This is a genomic window from Colwellia sp. MB02u-9 (assembly GCF_014077085.1).
Taxonomy (GTDB): domain Bacteria; phylum Pseudomonadota; class Gammaproteobacteria; order Enterobacterales; family Alteromonadaceae; genus Cognaticolwellia.
Map to the genome: position 1 here is coordinate 138,674 of NZ_JACGVF010000094.1, position 17,434 is coordinate 156,107.

14 protein-coding genes are annotated in these 17,434 nt (G+C 36.1%); 3 read left to right on the forward strand and 11 right to left on the reverse strand.

The window, feature by feature from the left end; translation table 11 throughout:
* Positions 1-28: 28 nt before the first annotated feature.
* The 7 genes from H4J65_RS09295 to H4J65_RS09325 form a co-directional block, all read right to left on the reverse strand.
* Positions 29-2,443 (reverse strand): RND family transporter, encoded by a 2,415-nt coding sequence (locus H4J65_RS09295; protein ID WP_220465119.1) that lies wholly within the window; start codon positions 2,441-2,443, stop codon positions 29-31.
* Complete coding sequence (locus H4J65_RS09300; protein ID WP_182197797.1) at positions 2,440-3,369, reverse strand: VacJ family lipoprotein; 930 nt, start codon at positions 3,367-3,369, stop codon at positions 2,440-2,442. The genes H4J65_RS09295 and H4J65_RS09300 overlap by 4 nt, the downstream gene beginning before the upstream one ends.
* A gap of 587 nt (positions 3,370-3,956) precedes the next feature.
* The gene (locus H4J65_RS09305; protein WP_182197800.1) at positions 3,957-5,780 is read right to left on the reverse strand and encodes a DUF4105 domain-containing protein; all 1,824 of its coding nucleotides are present in this window, start codon (positions 5,778-5,780) and stop codon (positions 3,957-3,959) included.
* Between the two features lie 5 nt (positions 5,781-5,785).
* Complete coding sequence (locus H4J65_RS09310; protein WP_182137930.1) at positions 5,786-6,151, reverse strand: adenosine deaminase; 366 nt, start codon at positions 6,149-6,151, stop codon at positions 5,786-5,788.
* A gap of 389 nt (positions 6,152-6,540) precedes the next feature.
* The gene (locus H4J65_RS09315) at positions 6,541-7,032 is read right to left on the reverse strand and encodes a gamma-glutamylcyclotransferase family protein (RefSeq protein ID WP_182197802.1); all 492 of its coding nucleotides are present in this window, start codon (positions 7,030-7,032) and stop codon (positions 6,541-6,543) included.
* A 307-nt stretch (positions 7,033-7,339) separates the two neighbouring features.
* Positions 7,340-7,921, reverse strand: coding sequence for a carbonic anhydrase (locus H4J65_RS09320; RefSeq protein ID WP_182197805.1), 582 nt, complete (start codon positions 7,919-7,921; stop codon positions 7,340-7,342).
* Between the two features lie 335 nt (positions 7,922-8,256).
* Positions 8,257-8,922 (reverse strand): DUF3047 domain-containing protein, encoded by a 666-nt coding sequence (locus H4J65_RS09325; RefSeq protein ID WP_182197808.1) that lies wholly within the window; start codon positions 8,920-8,922, stop codon positions 8,257-8,259.
* Positions 8,923-9,264: 342 nt separating this feature from the next.
* On the opposite strand from H4J65_RS09325, the gene H4J65_RS09330 reads away from it, so the two are divergent.
* The 3 genes from H4J65_RS09330 to H4J65_RS09340 all read left to right on the forward strand — a co-directional run bounded on the left by H4J65_RS09330 (position 9,265) and on the right by H4J65_RS09340 (position 13,230).
* Positions 9,265-9,732 (forward strand): hypothetical protein, encoded by a 468-nt coding sequence (locus H4J65_RS09330; RefSeq protein ID WP_182197810.1) that lies wholly within the window; start codon positions 9,265-9,267, stop codon positions 9,730-9,732.
* Positions 9,722-10,840 (forward strand): PQQ-dependent sugar dehydrogenase, encoded by a 1,119-nt coding sequence (locus H4J65_RS09335; protein WP_182197813.1) that lies wholly within the window; start codon positions 9,722-9,724, stop codon positions 10,838-10,840. The genes H4J65_RS09330 and H4J65_RS09335 overlap by 11 nt, the downstream gene beginning before the upstream one ends.
* 467 nt (positions 10,841-11,307) lie before the next feature.
* Positions 11,308-13,230 (forward strand): DEAD/DEAH box helicase, encoded by a 1,923-nt coding sequence (locus tag H4J65_RS09340; protein ID WP_182197815.1) that lies wholly within the window; start codon positions 11,308-11,310, stop codon positions 13,228-13,230.
* 527 nt (positions 13,231-13,757) lie between these two features.
* Here the strand turns inward: H4J65_RS09340 and H4J65_RS09345 are convergent.
* The 4 genes from H4J65_RS09345 to H4J65_RS09360 all read right to left on the reverse strand — a co-directional run bounded on the left by H4J65_RS09345 (position 13,758) and on the right by H4J65_RS09360 (position 16,664).
* The gene (locus tag H4J65_RS09345; protein WP_182197818.1) at positions 13,758-14,621 is read right to left on the reverse strand and encodes a hypothetical protein; all 864 of its coding nucleotides are present in this window, start codon (positions 14,619-14,621) and stop codon (positions 13,758-13,760) included.
* 113 nt (positions 14,622-14,734) lie between these two features.
* On the reverse strand, positions 14,735-14,950 hold the full coding sequence (locus tag H4J65_RS09350; protein WP_182197820.1) for a DUF3892 domain-containing protein: 216 nt from the start codon (positions 14,948-14,950) through the stop codon (positions 14,735-14,737).
* Between the two features lie 327 nt (positions 14,951-15,277).
* Positions 15,278-15,436 (reverse strand): hypothetical protein, encoded by a 159-nt coding sequence (locus tag H4J65_RS09355; protein ID WP_182197823.1) that lies wholly within the window; start codon positions 15,434-15,436, stop codon positions 15,278-15,280.
* A gap of 439 nt (positions 15,437-15,875) precedes the next feature.
* Positions 15,876-16,664, reverse strand: coding sequence for a nuclease-related domain-containing protein (locus tag H4J65_RS09360; protein WP_182197825.1), 789 nt, complete (start codon positions 16,662-16,664; stop codon positions 15,876-15,878).
* Positions 16,665-17,434 lie beyond the last annotated feature (770 nt).

The window sequence follows — 17,434 nt, forward strand, 5'->3', positions numbered from 1 at the left end:
TAAAACACGGCGCTAAAAGTATAGTGCTCTATGTTAGGGCTAGTTCAGCTTGCTTAACTTTGCTTTTAGCTAGATATTTTTTCAATAATACCGGTAGTATTGTTATGTCAGTCACCAAGGCAATAACCATCGCAATACTGGTTAATAAACCGAACAACATACTGGGTACAAAATCAGAAAACACCAAGGTACCAAAACCAAGAACAATCACTGTTGTGGTATATATTAAGGCATAACCCACTGATAAATTAGTACGCTTAACCCAAGCTTCACTACTGGCTTGTCCGAGTTTTATTTCGGCTAAATATCGATGGATATAATGAATGGTATCGTCCATTGAAATACCCATAGCAACGGCAGCAATGGTAATAGTCATTAAATCTAATGGAATCGAAAAAATGCCTAATATGCCCATAATCACTGAGGTGGTAATTAAATTAGGTATAATCGCAATCACCGCCACTTTAAACGATGAAAAAATAATCATCAGTGTTATTGCCATAGCCCCGTAAACAATCAGTATGGTCAGTATTTGCGAATCAAGTAAACGCGACAATATATCTTGATAAAGAATAAACAAACCCGTCAGCGTATACTGCTGTTTGTCGATGCCCAAGGCTAATAATTCCTGATGAATATCTGCCAATAAGTCAGCTCTATTTAAGCCTGCAGTGCTGTCTTGCACTCGCATTGAAATACGTATTTGATTGTCTTTTTCTGAAAAATAAGCACCAAATAACGCTTGTTGTAACTTAGGGTCTAAACTTTTATAAAGCGCGGTAAGTTCATATTCTGTTAGCGGCTTACCGTTTACCACTTGGGCGATTTTAGTAAAATCTGCAATCGAGGTTATTGCACCAATGGCTTGCTGTTTTGCTAGCATATTTTGAATAGCAGTGACCGTTTGCACCGTACTGGCTGAAATAACTAAACCTGATTTAATTTGATCATCAGGAATATCAAATAACACGTCAAACGGTGTTGAACCGCCAAATTGTTGATCGATAAACGTTAACTCTTTTCGAACGTCGGTTGATTCACTAAAGTAATTTAAAAAACTATTTTCAGCAGTTAATTTTAAGCAACCCCAAAGCCCAATAGCAGTGACTAGCAGCGAGATAAAAACAATTTTTTTAGGTTGGTTGTTAACAAAATTGGCACTTGCTGTCATGCCACGCTCAATTTGGTGGTGCTGTTTTACAAAGTCTTGTTTATTAAATAGTGCCAATAATAATGCGGGGAAAAAAACTAAACTCACAATAAAGCTGACTAACATAGCAACAACCATCATCCAACCGAAACTAATCACCGGCTGAACACCACTAAATATCAACGAGCCAAAACCAATAGCTGTGGTTAATCCGGCATAGAAACAAGGTTTAATTTTTTGTTTAATAGTTGAAAATACTAGTTTTTTATGTGACCAGTCACTATTTTCAGTCACGAGTTCTTGATAATGAACAATCAGATGAATGATCATGGCTAATGACAAAATTATTTGCAGAGCAAAGACGTTAGCGGAAATAACCGTGACTTTAAAATCAAGTGCGGCTAATAAACCTATAGTCATCACCACACTGGCTGTACAACAAACAATGGGTAATATTACCCAACTTAATTGTCTAAACAAAAACCACAACAGCACAATAACCACCAAGATGATCAATGAACCGAAAAGTACTAAGTCATTCTCAATAATTTGAATTAGCTCATAAGACAGTAAGTTATTACCACCGAGGTAAAAGTCGCCATCTTTTTTGTAAGGTAATAAAATAGCACGAATTTTTTCAATTTCATCACTACGGGTTTGTTCAAATTTTTTATTGAAGGCTTGTTGTTGCTGTTTTAATGTTTCAAGAGTATTAAGCTCTTGTTTTGTTAGGTCTCTGGTTAATAAATGACGTTTTATAGCAATAATATCATGATTAACTTGCGCTATTTTTTGCTCTGACTTAAAAACCACCTGTAACGACAGCGCGGTTTGGTCTTCGTTAACCAGTAAGCCTTCATATAATGGGTGTTTTTTTAGACTTAGCGATAAGGTGTTTTCATCAAACTTTTGATTTTCCCACGTTAAATTCTCAACTTCAGCAGAAAATGTTTTCGCCGAAGAAAAAATAGGCACATTAACAATACTTTTTACTTGTTTAACGCGAGGAATTGCTTCTATTTCATTACCAATAGTAGCAATGGAATTAAGAATAGCTGCTGAAAATAACGGTTCCTTACGTGGTTTAAAGGCAATTAATATAAACTCTTCAGAGCCATAACGTTGTTCAGAAAGCTGGGTTAGAATGTAATGCTTATTATTGTCAACCAACAGAGTATCAGCCGATGCATCTATTTCAAAATGCTTTGCCTCCCAAGCTAATGCGGCGGTCAATAACGTAAAAGCAAGACAAACAACATAAGCCCACATAGTCGAATTTAGTTTAAACATCATTCTTCTACCACTGGGTTAATAGTATTCACCGGCATGGTTGTTGACTGTTTTTGCTGTTCAGTTTTAAAAATTTCGTTTCGACGTTCTTGACCGTCACGTTGTAAGTTTTGCATATATAAATTACGCACAAACTCATAAGGATTTTCAACCTTGGCCAAAACATCAGGATATTTAGCTAAAATAGCGGTTTGCGCTTGTATGCCATCAACAAACAATAACTGCTGGGCCAGTGTGTCGTCATTAATATAATTAAGAGGATGTGCAAAGTAGTTAAAAGTTAATGACGCTGTGTCACGAAAATCAGACGGACCGAGCAAAGGTAAAACAAGATAAGCGCCATGCCCAACGCCATAAGTGGCAAGGGTATCACCAAAAGTGGTTTTATTGCGCTCAAATTCCATCAAACTATTAGCGGGATCAAATAAGCCAAGCAAGCCTAAGGTGGTATTTATCAGCACGCGAGTAATACTTTTCCCCGACGTTGAAAATTCACCTTGTAATAAGTGATTAACTGCATAAAGTGGCTCACGTAAATTATAAAAAAAGTTCTGTATACTGGTGTCAACAGGCTTAGGCACAAGGTTTTCATAGCCCTTCGCTAATGGACTTAATACGTGACGATAAATCGTATCGTTAAATTTAAAAATAGGCTCGTTGATAAAACGCAATGAGTCTTCAGGTGCCTGATAGCTGACTACACTGGGTAAATTTTGCTCAGCGGCTATTTCATAAGGACCTTTGATCGGTTGTTCACTATTGACTAATTTTTTACTAATAACTGCTTTTTCAGCTAAGTTATCGCTTGAAGACGAACACCCTACTGCTATTGATAACGTTAATATTATTAATAGATAGTGCCGTATGCTTTTATGAATTTTGTTGCTCTGGGCTAAAGTAGGACTTACGCTTTTTTTTATTATTATCATTATTAATTCTCTTCAACGTTTTAATGCATTGCTCATTAAACAGAAATGGCACCCAACAAATTTACTCTTATTTTTGCACAATTGCTTTAATTAAAAATTGCGATCTAACCATAACTAAAATTTTTGCCAGCCCTTGCATAAAATCGCTTTGATTAATTATGTTAACCATGACAGCGTTAACATGACTTAAATAGTTTAGAAAAGAGATAGGAACAGCAACAACAACTGCTAGGCTAAATATCGCTAAACTTGGCGAGTTACTTAGTTATTTAGTTATTTAGTTATTTAGTTATTATTAAATAATCATTTTATTATCGATAACCGCTACCTAACTTAAAACATTTCAGCTATTAAGCAGGTTAAACGCTACTAGACACTATAGCTCGACCCACCTTAAGGCTGTATTTTACAAATCATAGGCAAAAAAACCGCGACTCGTTAAAGTAGCGGTTTATTCGCCTATAGCGATGAGAAGGTGACGAGAAGTAATAACGCTGTCAGGTCTTTGTTTCTATAACTTATCTGTGTAGATATGTAGACTGGCTAGATGAGAAAGTTAATTGGGATGATTACTTAAAAGTGCATACTTAAAAATGCATACTCACAGCCAATTGAAATTCATTCTTTTTTGCTAAAGAAGATTTATATATTTTATGGGCTAAGTGGAATGTCCAATTTTTTATGCCAAACCAGGCATATTTTGTCGATAACGCTTGGGTAATGTGTTTTGTGTCATATTGACCGGCACTTAACTGGTATTCCACTACAATTTTTCCATCGGCAATAACATTGATTATTGCACCCACTGATGGCTTGGCATAAAAAAAACCATCAGAAGTGTTCACTGCTAATCCAACTTCTAGGTTACTAAAAAGCAATATATCTTTGTGAACTTTGGTACTTTTCCCCATGCCACCCGATAGATCAAAAAAGCCATTTTCATTAAGCTTTCGATCGAGTATTTGTCGATATCCCATATAAAAACTGCCTGAATATTTAGGCACAATTTTAGAGCTAGGAGTCAAAGTTCTAAAAGAGTAAAACGTGAGAGATTGTACCTTTAGATGGTTACTTTTTTCTGTTAAGCGGACTGTAAACTCACCAATGACCAGCTCTGATTCGGAGAAATATTGCCTATTGTCACCATACAAATAATGTGACGCTGGCAGGAATGACAAGTCTATCGCTGTATTTTCAGAGTCGAAGACAAGAGAGGATGTTAATATAGAGTCTTGCTTTGTATTAATTGGATTTTTGAATTGTGACAAGTCAAAATCAAGCGATTTATCTATATTAAAATCAACAATGTCTGATAGCTTTGAAAGTCGCTTAGCGGTTAGATTTGATTTTATCACTTTATTTTTTATCAGGTAAGATAGATATTCTACTGCAATACGCTTTGATTTTGGTTCAAGTTTTTCAAATGAAAATTCTTGGTCTTCAAATACGAGAGACTCAATTTTACCACCTAATTCAGGTTGAATCTCTTGCTCTAACATTTTTAACGCCCAGTCATCAGACAATTCAACGCCGATGTTTTTTATCATGCCATATTTTTCTGCTGCTTTAACTACATCTAATGGGCTGACAAAAAGAATATCTTCGTTTATCAGATTTGGATTGGCCAGTGACAAAATATAAAGCGTTAACGTTGCACAATTATAGGACTGAAATAAATATTCAATTTCAATATTCTTAAGCTCCCATATGTGTAATTTAATTAATGTTCGATCGAAGTCGTTAATATCAAGTGTATAAGACCAAACGTTTCGACCTTCAACTTTTGAGTAATGATTCAAGTCTTTTTCAAAAGGTCTGACGATGAAAAATCCATCCATACCTGATACGAGGCCGTCATAAATCAAAGCAGCTGGATTAAAACTGTCTAGTTCGGTAAAAAACGATATGGAATGGGAAACAGACGTTTGGTTTAGGTTCTTTCCCTTGGCATTCAAAAATGAGTGCCCCATCATACTTGAAGCGGAAGAAACCACTTCCGAAGCATAAATTAAATTAATGTCATCAAAAGGAACATAGTTTTTATATTTCTGTAATTCCTCGCATTCTGCTTGGTTTTTATGTCCGACAGTATCGAATTTAATATAATAATTTAAAAAAAAATATCGAGCTGGAAATCTACATTTTGCGTCAGAATAATCATCAAAAAAAAGCGATAATGTTTCATCAAGTTCATTTTTTGGTGAAAACCTCCCAGCACTCAAAATAAAATCAGAGTCTTTAATTTGAGGGGAATCGTTTTTTATGTGAAGAAGGGATAACCACTTTGGATTTTCATAAAGTCTAAGTTCTGCTGCTTTACTTACTGCAGCTTGAAAGTTCATTCCATTAGCACTAGCGCTAAGGAAAATATATAAAGCTGGCAATAGCCAGCTTATTCTTTTTAAGATCAATTTAACTATTCAGCACAGCTTATTTCTACTGATTCTTCATAGTCCCACATTTTACCGGTTGCACCGTCAGTGGTTGAACCAAGCAAACCACCAATTACAATGTTACCCCAAAACATAGGTGTAATACTTTTCTTTACAAGCGTTGTATTGTCACAACCTTCTGCTGTAGTTTTAACAGCTTTATCTTTACCGTCACGCAAGACTACAACCATACCTGGAGCGGTAATAGTTTTGTCATCAACAGTTACTTCAGCAGGTTTATTATTGCTTGTTGTAACATTGATGGATTGTTCTTCAGAACTAGTGATGCTTGCACAACCAGTCACTAAAAAAATTGACGCGGTTAATACGGCTAAAGCTTTATTCTTCATTTTTTCTTCCTTGTTATTCATTAGGGCTTACAAAAAAAGCAACGAGATGATACAGACTAAAACTATTTTTTGAAAGAAAAATAGTTTATTTAATCTAATATTATTAGACTATAAAACAATCACTTGTGGTTTTATAACAGTAGGCAGGTTTGATTTTACCAAAGAGTGGTGGGGTCTGGTCTTATATTAATTATGCTCAAATTAGCTAACTTGTTGCAAAATATATCAGCTAACACTTTAAATTTTAGGGTTGAATTTATACCATAAACTAGGTGTTAAAAAGAATAAGGCAACAAGTTGCCTTATTCTCGCTATGATATTCAAATACAATTAATTTTAGAGCTATCTTAAAACGATCTAAATAGTAAAGGCCCTTGTTTAACTTTTTGTTAACTGTACATTGCACGTTGCTCTGCGTCTCGAGTTTTATCCGGGTCTTCTAAACAGACAATAGACTCAATTGCAGCAAGGTAGTCAGCCGGCAGTTTAGTTTCCTTTGCTCCGATAATGACGTGATTGAGGTACCAAGAATAAGGTTTTAATGCGTCGTCTATATTAATTGCACAGTATATTAAGGCATCAAAGACTTCACCTAAGTCATTTTGTACAAAAACTATTTTTTCATCGTATCCATACCCTAAGCTTTCAGCGCGATCTAAAATTGTTTTTTCAGCTCTGTTTATCTCAAACAGAGCGCCAATGACTGTGTCTTCGGTATTATTTGTTTGAAAAGAATCACACTTTCCAGAGCCATCAGTGCCACTCATGTTAAAGCGTAATTGGTGGTTTTTAAGCGTTACTGTTTCAAGTCTTTTGGCACTTGGTACCCGCTCTTGAAGTCTTAAAATCGACATGTTTGAACCGTATGCAAAATACTTCATCAATTCTCCTGTGCAGTTAATAACACATTTAGTTGTTGTGCATGTGGGGATAAATTTTCTGTGCTGTTAAAGTACAGCGTTTTGTTATACCCGTTTCATTAATTATCTGGCCTACTTTATACACAGAAAAACATCCAAATAAATGTAAGGCATTTATTTTAATAACGCGTTGCTCAGGACAATAGGCTCTTGAATTGTCTAATAAATTGCATCAATGCAGCGTTACTTATTAAATAAATAACGCCATAGTTGTTTGTTTTAATCTGGTAAAATAGCAATAAAATCAATAAGGTTGATGTTAATTGTTTTAACTTGCCTTTCCAGCTTCTGTGGCTTCAACAACCTCATTAAGATTGCCCGTTTTACAGTCATAAATATAACCATAAATTGGAATGTCGCTGGGCACCATTGAATTACTTCTGATCCTTTGAACGTCTTCCAAAACACTTTTGTCTTGATCACTAATGGTGAGCCAATTAATGTACTTGCCATCAGTTGTACCGCCACCGGCTTTACTGTCATGCCAACCAGAAGCATCAACACTTGAGGTTTTAAGGCTACTCGAGAGTAAATCTGCCATTATTTCAGTTGAAAATGTTTCCATGCCACAATCAGTATGATGGATAACAAACCATTCTTTTGTGCCTAGTAATTTATAAGAAATCACTAATGAACGAATAGCATCATCGCTTGCTCTGCCGCCTGCGTTACGAATGACATGTGCATCACCTTCAGCAAGACCTGCATATTTAGCTGGATCCAAGCGTGCATCCATACAGGTCAAAATGGCAAATTGCCTACCAGGAGGCATTGCCAAATCACCTTTACCTCCAAATGCAGCGACATAATCAGCATTGGCGGATTTTACTTCATCTACAATTTTACTCATCTTATTCTCCTTTGGTAGGCCGTTTATACTAAGCTTGTTTCCACTTCGGCAATAAGGGAAACAATTGTTGGTCACAAAAATTTCATCGCTTGAAATCTACGTAGCTATATTTCTGATAACCTCCACCTAATATACTCTTAGTGCGGTTAAAAGGTTTACACCAGCAATGACGTTTAAAGGTGCTTTACTGCAGCTAAGTGCGTATAGCTCTGTTCGTATTTACTTATATCTATAAAAAACATTAGGTTAACTTAAGTGGATAGAAAACATTGCCTAAAACTGCATAGTAAAGTGAGGGTTAACTAATTATTTTTAAAGTAATTATTAGCCCATAATTACTTTGTGCTAAAGACAATATCACCATAATAAGACTCTGCTTTTTTGCCACTATTATCGGTGTCTGTCATAATAGCTATAATGTCTATGTAGTTATAAGCTTTTAGGTTTGCTTCTTCACTACCTTGATCACCAAATGTATCAATTAAATCTTGGTATACATTACGCTTTTCTTCGTACCATTTACCTGTTTGAGATTGCTTCCCTTGGACAGACATCATTTTGACACTTGAACCCGCAAAGGGATTATCCCAAACCAAGCCTTTATCTTGATTACTCGACCACACATAGTTTAAGGATTTGGTCTTCCAAACCATAAAGCCACCATCGATTACCACGTAAATTCTAGCGACGAAGTCATCCCCACTTTTACTACGTTCGTTTAACCCATGTAAGGTTTTTTCTACTAACCAACTCCAGTTTATGTAAGGCGTTATAGTAAGATCAATTTTATTTTCCAACACCAATCCAGACGCAGAACTCTGACTGAGTGCTTGCAGTGCCAAGCGTCCTTGATGCTGGTTGATAGTGTAAATAGATTTGCCAGAGAATACTTTAGCTTCCCACAGTGCAATACCGTTATTATTTAATGAGGTTAAATTGGTAGAAGATTTAGCATTAAAACAAGTGATTAGGCTAAACAGTAAAATAATCCATCCAAGCATATAATTTTCCTATAACACCACTGAGTTGTATAACTAGCGTGTAGAACAACCCCTTGGTATTTTTATTTATTCAGAGTAAGACTTTAGCGGCATTGAATTTTTAACAATCAATACTATTTACGTTTTGACCATTTTAATTGTTCTATCATTGGGGTTCAATCATAGCTGGCTGCTTTACTTATTTTATACAACAAAAGTGCCCTTAAAATAATATCTAGGTAACTTAACGTCATCATTCTAAAATTTCTTATAAGAATATGATAATAAGCTGATAAAAAATGTATATTTAACAGGTTGCTTAATATTGTGTACCCCTTTACTGAACTCAACAAAGGTCAATTTATGTTAAAAACCATCATACTCTTTATTTGTACTAGCTTAACGGCCACTCTACTTGTTTGTATTGTGTCGACACAAATAGTATTAGCCGACGTGCAATCCTTTGGGCTTAGCATAGCTTGGGCGGTTCGTTTAGATGCCACGATTAAAGACATACTCGGACTAGCTCCAGTGCTGTATTTATTGATTTCAATTGGCTTTTTGATTGGTTTTATTTTGGCTAAATATGCCCACCAATTTATCGGTGGTAATAGAATGGCTTGGTATATTGCCTCTGGATGTACTACCTTTCCTCTGACGATGTATCTTATTCAATATATTATGGGCTTAACAATAATTGCTTCTACACGCACTCCATTAGGGCTATTTTTAACCACTTGCTGTTGTATATTTTCTGCATGGCTTTTCGCCTTCCTAACATCACGCACTAAAATTAAGCTAATAACTCAAGGTAATCAAAATGATAAATAATCATCATATCTTTAAAAAACTTAGCATCAGTTTATGTTTACTTCTTGCTAGCACTATTATTTATGCAGAAACCCAAGCTCAAGCATATAAAGTATCAACTGTCGTTGAAAACTTGAAGTTTCCTTGGTCAATTGCCTTCTTACCTAACAATGATATGTTAGTGACAGAGCGCGGAGGAAGCCTAAGAGTTATCAGAGATGGTAAATTACTTGAGCAAAAAATCTCTGGCTTGCCTGATATTTATGTCGAGGGCCCAGCGGGACTATTCGATATTGTTTTAGACCCTAACTTTGCAACAAACAAAAAACTTTATATATCTTACAGTGGTGGCACAGCAAGCAACAACTTTGTTCAAGTGATCAGCGCCACATTACAAAACATGTCACTGCAACAATCTAAAGTGATATTTACCGGCTCTAGTAGAAATACTCCCCATCATCATGGCGCTAGAATGGCCTTTCTTCCTGATGGCACACTACTGATAACCGCGGGTGATGGTTTTAATTTTCGTGAAGAAGCACAATCCCTTAATAGCATGTTAGGAAAAGTGCTAAGAATTAACACCGATGGAACTATTCCTAAAGACAATCCATTTGTCGGTCAAAAAAATGCAAGACCTGAAATATACAGCTATGGCCATCGTAACCCGCAAGCAATATTAGTCAGCAAAACTAAAAAAGTTTGGCTGCATGAACATGGGCCTAAAGGGGGTGATGAATTAAATTTAATTAAATCAGGTCTTAATTATGGCTGGCCAGCCATTACTTATGGCGTAGATTATTCAGGTGCCATAATATCTCCTTTTACTGAAGCAAAAGGAATGGAGCAACCCATTACCTATTGGGTGCCTTCTATAGCACCGGCTGGCATGACAGAATATCAAGGTAATATTTTCCCCCAATGGCAAGGTGATTTATTTGTTGCTGCTCTAGCGGGAAAAAGTGTCAGACGCTTAAAGTTAGAAGACAATAAAGTGGTAGAGCAAGAAACCATGTTAGCTGAGCGAAAACAAAGGATCCGCGATATTAGGACCGGCCCTGACGGCTATATTTATATTCTAACTGATAGCCCTCAAGGAGAGTTATTAAAGTTATCCCCCAATTTATAAACATAATGAAAATATCACCCCACTTTGATTAACAAAGAAACGATTTTTTATAATTTGGCGGGCAGAATGGGGCGAGTATGCGCACTGGTTTTATTCAATAAAATTACCACTAGCGTAAAATCATGGTCACTATAGATAACAAATCAAACAGATAAATAGCCTGTTTGATTTTTATGAAAAACTTCCTAATTATTGAGAGTAAACTGTAAAAAATATTGTGTAACTGCCTATCACTACTACTTTGTATTATTTTTTTGTATGACTTTTTTGTAGATAAATCTTATTAAGGCTCAATTACTTCAGTGATATGCCCAGTTATGCGCAGCATATTATTCTATTTTTAAACCCTACTCTCTAGATTAGCCTGCGCAAAATAATAAAGGCTTAAAGTTGGCTTTAAATTTTAGAATTATCTACTCTTTTGCTATTATAGCGGCTATCCGTTCCCTATAAGGCAGTAGCACTGCGTGGCAGTTTTTCAACTTAGAGATTATCAACAAGAAGCCGTTTCTGCGGTGCTCAAACACTTTCGAAAAACCAACGAATCTGCGGTGATTGTTTTACCTACAGGCTCAGGTAAAAGTCTGGTCATTGCCGAGCTTGCTCGCTTGGCAAAGCGAAAAATACTGGTGCTAACTCACGTTAAAGAGTTGGTCGAGCAAAATCATCAAAAATATGAAAGCTATGGTGTTACTGCTGGTATATATTCTGCGGGATTAAAACTAAAAGAAACTCAGCACCAAGTCACGTTCGCCAGCATACAATCGGCAGCCCGCAATCTAGATGACTTTAGTGAGCCCTACTCCTTAATTATTATTGACGAATGTCATAGAGTTAATTTGGCCAGCGCTGAGCTGGCTAAAGACGAAGCTAAAAGCGAATCCAAAAACGAAGTAAAAGAGCAATCACAAGAAACAGCAAGCAAGCTATCCAATAGTAATCAGTATCAACAAATCATTGAAAAATTGATGCAAGTTAATCCCGAGGTAAAATTATTGGGCTTAACCGCAACCCCTTATCGTTTAGGCATGGGCTGGATTTATAAAAAGCATTATCGTGGTTTTATGCGAAGTGAAGAAAAGCGACCTTTTGAGCACTGTATTTATGAACTACCACTTAGTTACTTAATTAAACGCCAGTATTTAACCGAACCCAATTTAGTCGATGCCACCATAGAACACTATGATTTTAGTAGCCTGCGAGCAAACGCCTCTGGTGAATATAGTCCTACAGATATTAATCATCTACTAAACAAAAATCCCCGGGTGACTCAAGGCATTATTGAACAGGTCATCGAGTTAGGCCATAAACGTCAAGGTATTATGATATTTGCCGCTACCGTTGAACATGCAAAGGAAGTCTTTAGTTATTTACCCGCCAAATTGAGTGCGTTAATTACCGGGGCTACCGACAACACTGAGCGCGATAAGTTAATTAAGGCATTCAAACGTAAAGAAATTAAATACTTGGTTAATGTTTCAGTATTAACCACTGGCTTTGATGCGCCCCATGTCGATATGATTGCAATATTACGTCCAACACAATCGGTTAGTCTCTATCAGCAAATCATCGGTCGTGGTCTGCGTTTGAGTGATAACAAAAAAGATTGCTTGGTGATTGACTATACGGGCAATGATTTTGACCTCTATCATCCCGAAGTCGGTGAGAAAAAGCCGAATAGTAAAAGTCAGCCGGTTCAAGTTGTTTGCCCAAGTTGTGAATTTCCCAATATATTTTGGGGCATTTGTGATGATGACGGTTATTTAGTGGAACACTACGGCCGACGATGCAAAGGTCTCGTCGATGCTCCCAATGAAGAACAAGCATACCTAGTAGAAAGCCAGAGCCAATGTAACTATCGCTTTGTATTTAAAGAATGCCCTCACTGCGGTGGTGAAAATGACATAGCTGCTCGTAACTGTTTACAGTGCCTTGAGGTCTTAGTCGACCCCGATGATATGTTAAAAAAGGCACTGCAACTTAAAGATTCAAAAATTATTCGCTGCGCAGGTCTTAATTTAACCAGAGTTAGTGGCAAGCTCAGTGATAAGAGAACTGATAAGCTCGGTGATGCGGGCGCTGATAAGTTAAAAATCACTTACCATGATGAGGAAGGCACAGAACTCAATGAATCTTTTGACTTCGCTAAGCCGCATCAAGTTAAAGCGTTCAATGATATCTTTTCTAAACGCCTTAGCGCTAAAATCAGTGTTCAACTGGGTTCAACTGAGTCCTTTGAAGTGACTACTCTTGAACAAGCCTTAAAGCTAGCTAACATATTACCGTGTCCTGACTTTGTCATTGCCAGAAAACAAAAATTCTACTGGCGTATTAAAAACAGACTTTTTGACTATCAAGGTAAATACCGAAAAGCCAATGAGCTCAAATAAAATCAATGACTAAATAAAAAACCGCTATCTTGCAATTAGCGGTTTCTTAGAATTTGGCGGGACGAATATGGGCACTGGTTTTATTCAGTAAAATTGCCACTTGAGTAGTTATTACTGGAAATGAAGTTCTCAACTTAAATGTAGTAGCTTATATCTGATCTGACAATTTAGAAAATAGGCCCTGACATAATAGTACAATCGATAAGGTCGGTAGTTGCCACTTTGCGGACATTAGCTACTACAGCTAATTGGACTGGTTATATTAGATTTTGTATCGATAACGCCTTAATAAGGGCTAAATAATAGTCGGCTAATATGTGCGAGGAACGAACCAAAACTAACTGTTGGCTAGTGATTTAGGTGGAATTTAATTTTATATATCAATCACTTGTGTGTGTTAAAATTGTTAATACTCCTTATAACTGAATTGTAACAGCCTAATAAATTAGACTACCTCAATATCTTGGTTTTCCAGACTCGGGAATAACTGTAGCAACTATGTAACTGATATTAGGAGCCATCAGTTGCTATTCCTCTATGTACAGCTGAGATGCAGTTAGATTAGCTTCATATACAGCTTCAGCTACATCTCCAAAGGTATCTTCGAAGAAGCCTAGTACATGCTCTCGATAACTTTCTTTAATCTCTATTTTAACTGAAAGGGGGGTTTTAGAAAAATTACCATAGAACAAAGGGCTGTTTTTTAGTAGATGAAAAGAATCAAAATTATACTTTGACTCCTTGTTCGGGTTAACAAATATATTTAAAAGCTCCTCTGCCTTCGGACTTAAATTGCTTTTAAAGTCGTAGACATCTTTAACAATCTTGTTTTCATACTCTTTTTCAATATATGCCTTCAGTACAGGTGAAAGCATATACAGGCTCTTGCGCTGATTAACAAAAGCTTTTAATACTATGGCATCATGGTCAAGCAATTCCTTATAGTTATTAAAGTCATCACCATAAGGCTGTAATAGGTAATCTTGATTAAACCCTTTCCATAATAAGGATTTGCTGGTGGATGATAAATATGGAAAAGCATGTTTAAAGGCATCAACTCTAACCTGCTGTAGGTCTTGCTCTTTTTGAGTATTTAATGCTTTAGCTTCTTCGGCTAGTTTATTTTTCTCTGTCAGTTCATTTGACTTTTCATATTTAGAAATATAATAACTACCTAGTTCCACAAACAAAACACTAACTCCAACGCTTACTAAGGGTATTACTGAGTTGATAGCCTCACTTGGTATGCCTAGTGAAATCAATGGAGCGTATACAAAAATATAGAGAAGCACTAGGAGTAAAGCTATAAAGATAAACTTAAAAGCTGCCTTAGTTGATGCTATAGCAGAAACTATTTTCAGAATTGATGCAGTGATATCACCAGTAGCCATTTATTAACCTTAGTTTTATTATTGTAAGTTTTAAGGTGAAAGGTGAAAGGTCACCTAAGAATAAGTAATAAAAAGAAACTCCTTCAAGAGTCCCTCTTAGTAGCTAAAGTCTATTATTTTTCTATATTATCAGTAGCGTTACTATTAGGATTTGCTCTTACATACTTAACGCCATTACGCTGATAAGTATGAACCCCTTGGTGCTGACCTTTATCAACCTCTTTTGCTAACTTAGCCCGAGATACATCACCTCTGCCAATGATAGTATAAGTTTGATTTTCAGCATTTTTTCCGTCTTCATTACCTGTAATACTTTTTGATGTGGCCATTTTGTTTCACCTTTTTTTATTAATAGTCGTAACCTATGACAGTATTGCAGTGCAACCTACAATGACACCTCCATCACAATACCGATTATATCATCTAAGGGTTAAATAACGAACACCTCACTAAGTGTTTATACAGTGTTTATTCCCAGCGCTTAAGTTTGTGGATTTGGTCGCTACCCTTCAGCAAATAACATTACCCTTGTGAGCCTAAAGCCTAATAAAAATTATGTGTATATTTGAGATAGAGCTAAGAACTTTGATGATTAAACTGCATACCAACACAGCAATGAGGGCTAAGTGATAATTGGCTAAAATAGGGGAGGAATTCTACAAAGTTAATGGATTTAGGTAGAAGTCCAAAGAACGTAAGCCCTCTGAACTCAACCCTGTTGTCAACCCAGTTGCTACAACACTTGAACAAACCGCACTCGCTCCATTTACTACCGAAGCTGTGATACTTTTTACGTTTTGTTTTAATCTTTCCATAAAACCTCCTCTTTTAATTGTTGTACGTGAAACCAACGAATTGCTTATGTAATTTAAAGTTATAACTACAAATGCGAGTACAGTTATTATGTCCAGAATGCTAAGCTGGAGAATCGAACTCCAGACTTCTGCCTAAATCCACTAACCCCTTGATTCTACCTAAAAATCACTAACAGTCAATGATGCTAAATAAAGCTAATAGTATATTATAAAAAACTTCTCGGTAATCCCCCTGCCTTAAACGTGCATTAGCAGACTTATTCTCAACAATTTAACTTGATACATGGACTGGCAGATGTATGTTACTAAGTCTCCTCAGTAACATCATATAAAACCATTAGAAAATATAGGGCAAAAATTTTGAGGCTAAGGTCTCCTAAGCGCACAATCAAGTCACTATAAACCTTTTACGAAAATTTCCTTACCTAGAAGAAATTCACTAATTCGCGATAATAATTCTACACCTAGGAAACGCACTGCATCCCCAAAACTCATTACCTGCATCTTTACCTTTATTAGCTTTACGTAATACCATCTCAGCACCACACTTCGAACAAGATTTAACATCTGATTTTTCTTTTACTATTTCTTTGACATGTTTAACGTGTTGACGGTTTGTTTTAAAACTTCGCTCTAAGCTGCCACTTTCTATCTTTTCAACAATGCTAGCCACATCTTCATTATTAAAAACGATATCAGTTTTACTTTTTATATAGTTAATGCCACCACGTGCAAATCTTACATTCTCCGGCATTTTGGTTTTAAACGTGCTGTCACCAATAAAGATAATGACTGAAAATAGGGTATCACTCTTTATTCTCAAACAAGATTCTAACGTTTTGACATGCTTATAATTTTGGTGAAGTGGATTTTGAAATTTTGATTTGTGCTTAAAGATTTGTTGGGTCCATTGCTTTTGGTTTTCACTACCAAAGATCCAACCCTTCATGTTCTTGGATTCAACGACGAAGATGCCATATTTTGATACGATGATGTGATCGATTTGAGTGGTTCCCTGCTCTTTACCATCCATAAAAGTAGGCAGGGTTACGTTTTTAATAAGGTGATATTGATTTTTATCTAAGAAAAACTTAATGAGTAAGTTAACTTGCCACTCACCCAAAACGCCTTTGAACCATGCTGATTTTATGAGGATAGCAAATATGAAGATCGGGATTAAATACCAAGCGGCACTGATCATCATGTTGAGGTAAATTGATAAATCCATTTAATACTTACTTCCATATTGGTAACTAATAGCTAGTTTTGTCCTTTAATAGCCCGTTAATTCTATAATAAACGCTATCAGTAACTATCTAAACACACTTGTTATAAAATACATACTAATATCATTAACTTAAAGTAAATCAATATCTAGCTATTCCTAGATATGCACTAACAGACTGCTCCAAAATATCGATTAACGCTTCATCCATATACTGATATTCATCAGGGATATCTAACACTTGAATATATTTAAGTTCAAGTAATCTGGTGAATTGCGGTAAAACCAACTGAAGCAACGATAATGGCAAGTAATATTCAAATGATAAATGTCATTTCAACAAAATGACTTAACTCGTTCAAGAGCAAACGATTATACAATTATATCTCTTGTACAATCGTTAGCAAAGCTAGGTCAAGGCACATGTCGTAAGGTGAAATCTTATCGGTGGGTGCTTTGTAATCCAGCTAAAGCCTTACCACAGTAATAAAATAATACCGGCTTTTGCTGACATAAAGTATCAATCCAAATCTCTAAGAAATTAGTGGCGCAGGAATTCGTTTAATGCCCAAAGCAGCATAAATTCCATTAATACCAACCGGAAAGTTAACTGCTGTATTGCCCAAGATTCAATGCCCCCAGTGGTAACGCCTATATGGCGTTCACTGATAGAAAAATGATCTCGTTACGCGCTGTTGCATTCAGAGATGTTATTTTTATAAAATGGCAGCAGGAACTAAGAACTTATGGGAAGAGATGTTAAGTTCATGAGA

What these genes read in the sequence shown, in the direction of transcription:
- H4J65_RS09330 (WP_182197810.1), top strand. Translation starts at nt 9,265, where the DNA reads ATGTTAAAAACCATCATACTCTTTATTTGTACTAGCTTAACGGCCACT.
- H4J65_RS09355 (WP_182197823.1), bottom strand. Translation starts at nt 15,436, where the DNA reads ATGGAAAGATTAAAACAAAACGTAAAAAGTATCACAGCTTCGGTAGTA.
- H4J65_RS09300 (WP_182197797.1), bottom strand. Translation starts at nt 3,369, where the DNA reads ATGATAATAATAAAAAAAAGCGTAAGTCCTACTTTAGCCCAGAGCAAC.
- H4J65_RS09295 (WP_220465119.1), bottom strand. Translation starts at nt 2,443, where the DNA reads ATGATGTTTAAACTAAATTCGACTATGTGGGCTTATGTTGTTTGTCTT.
- H4J65_RS09345 (WP_182197818.1), bottom strand. Translation starts at nt 14,621, where the DNA reads ATGGCTACTGGTGATATCACTGCATCAATTCTGAAAATAGTTTCTGCT.
- H4J65_RS09350 (WP_182197820.1), bottom strand. Translation starts at nt 14,950, where the DNA reads ATGGCCACATCAAAAAGTATTACAGGTAATGAAGACGGAAAAAATGCT.
- H4J65_RS09325 (WP_182197808.1), bottom strand. Translation starts at nt 8,922, where the DNA reads ATGCTTGGATGGATTATTTTACTGTTTAGCCTAATCACTTGTTTTAAT.
- H4J65_RS09310 (WP_182137930.1), bottom strand. Translation starts at nt 6,151, where the DNA reads ATGAAGAATAAAGCTTTAGCCGTATTAACCGCGTCAATTTTTTTAGTG.
- H4J65_RS09315 (WP_182197802.1), bottom strand. Translation starts at nt 7,032, where the DNA reads ATGAAGTATTTTGCATACGGTTCAAACATGTCGATTTTAAGACTTCAA.
- H4J65_RS09335 (WP_182197813.1), top strand. Translation starts at nt 9,722, where the DNA reads ATGATAAATAATCATCATATCTTTAAAAAACTTAGCATCAGTTTATGT.
- H4J65_RS09360 (WP_182197825.1), bottom strand. Translation starts at nt 16,664, where the DNA reads ATGGATTTATCAATTTACCTCAACATGATGATCAGTGCCGCTTGGTAT.
- H4J65_RS09320 (WP_182197805.1), bottom strand. Translation starts at nt 7,921, where the DNA reads ATGAGTAAAATTGTAGATGAAGTAAAATCCGCCAATGCTGATTATGTC.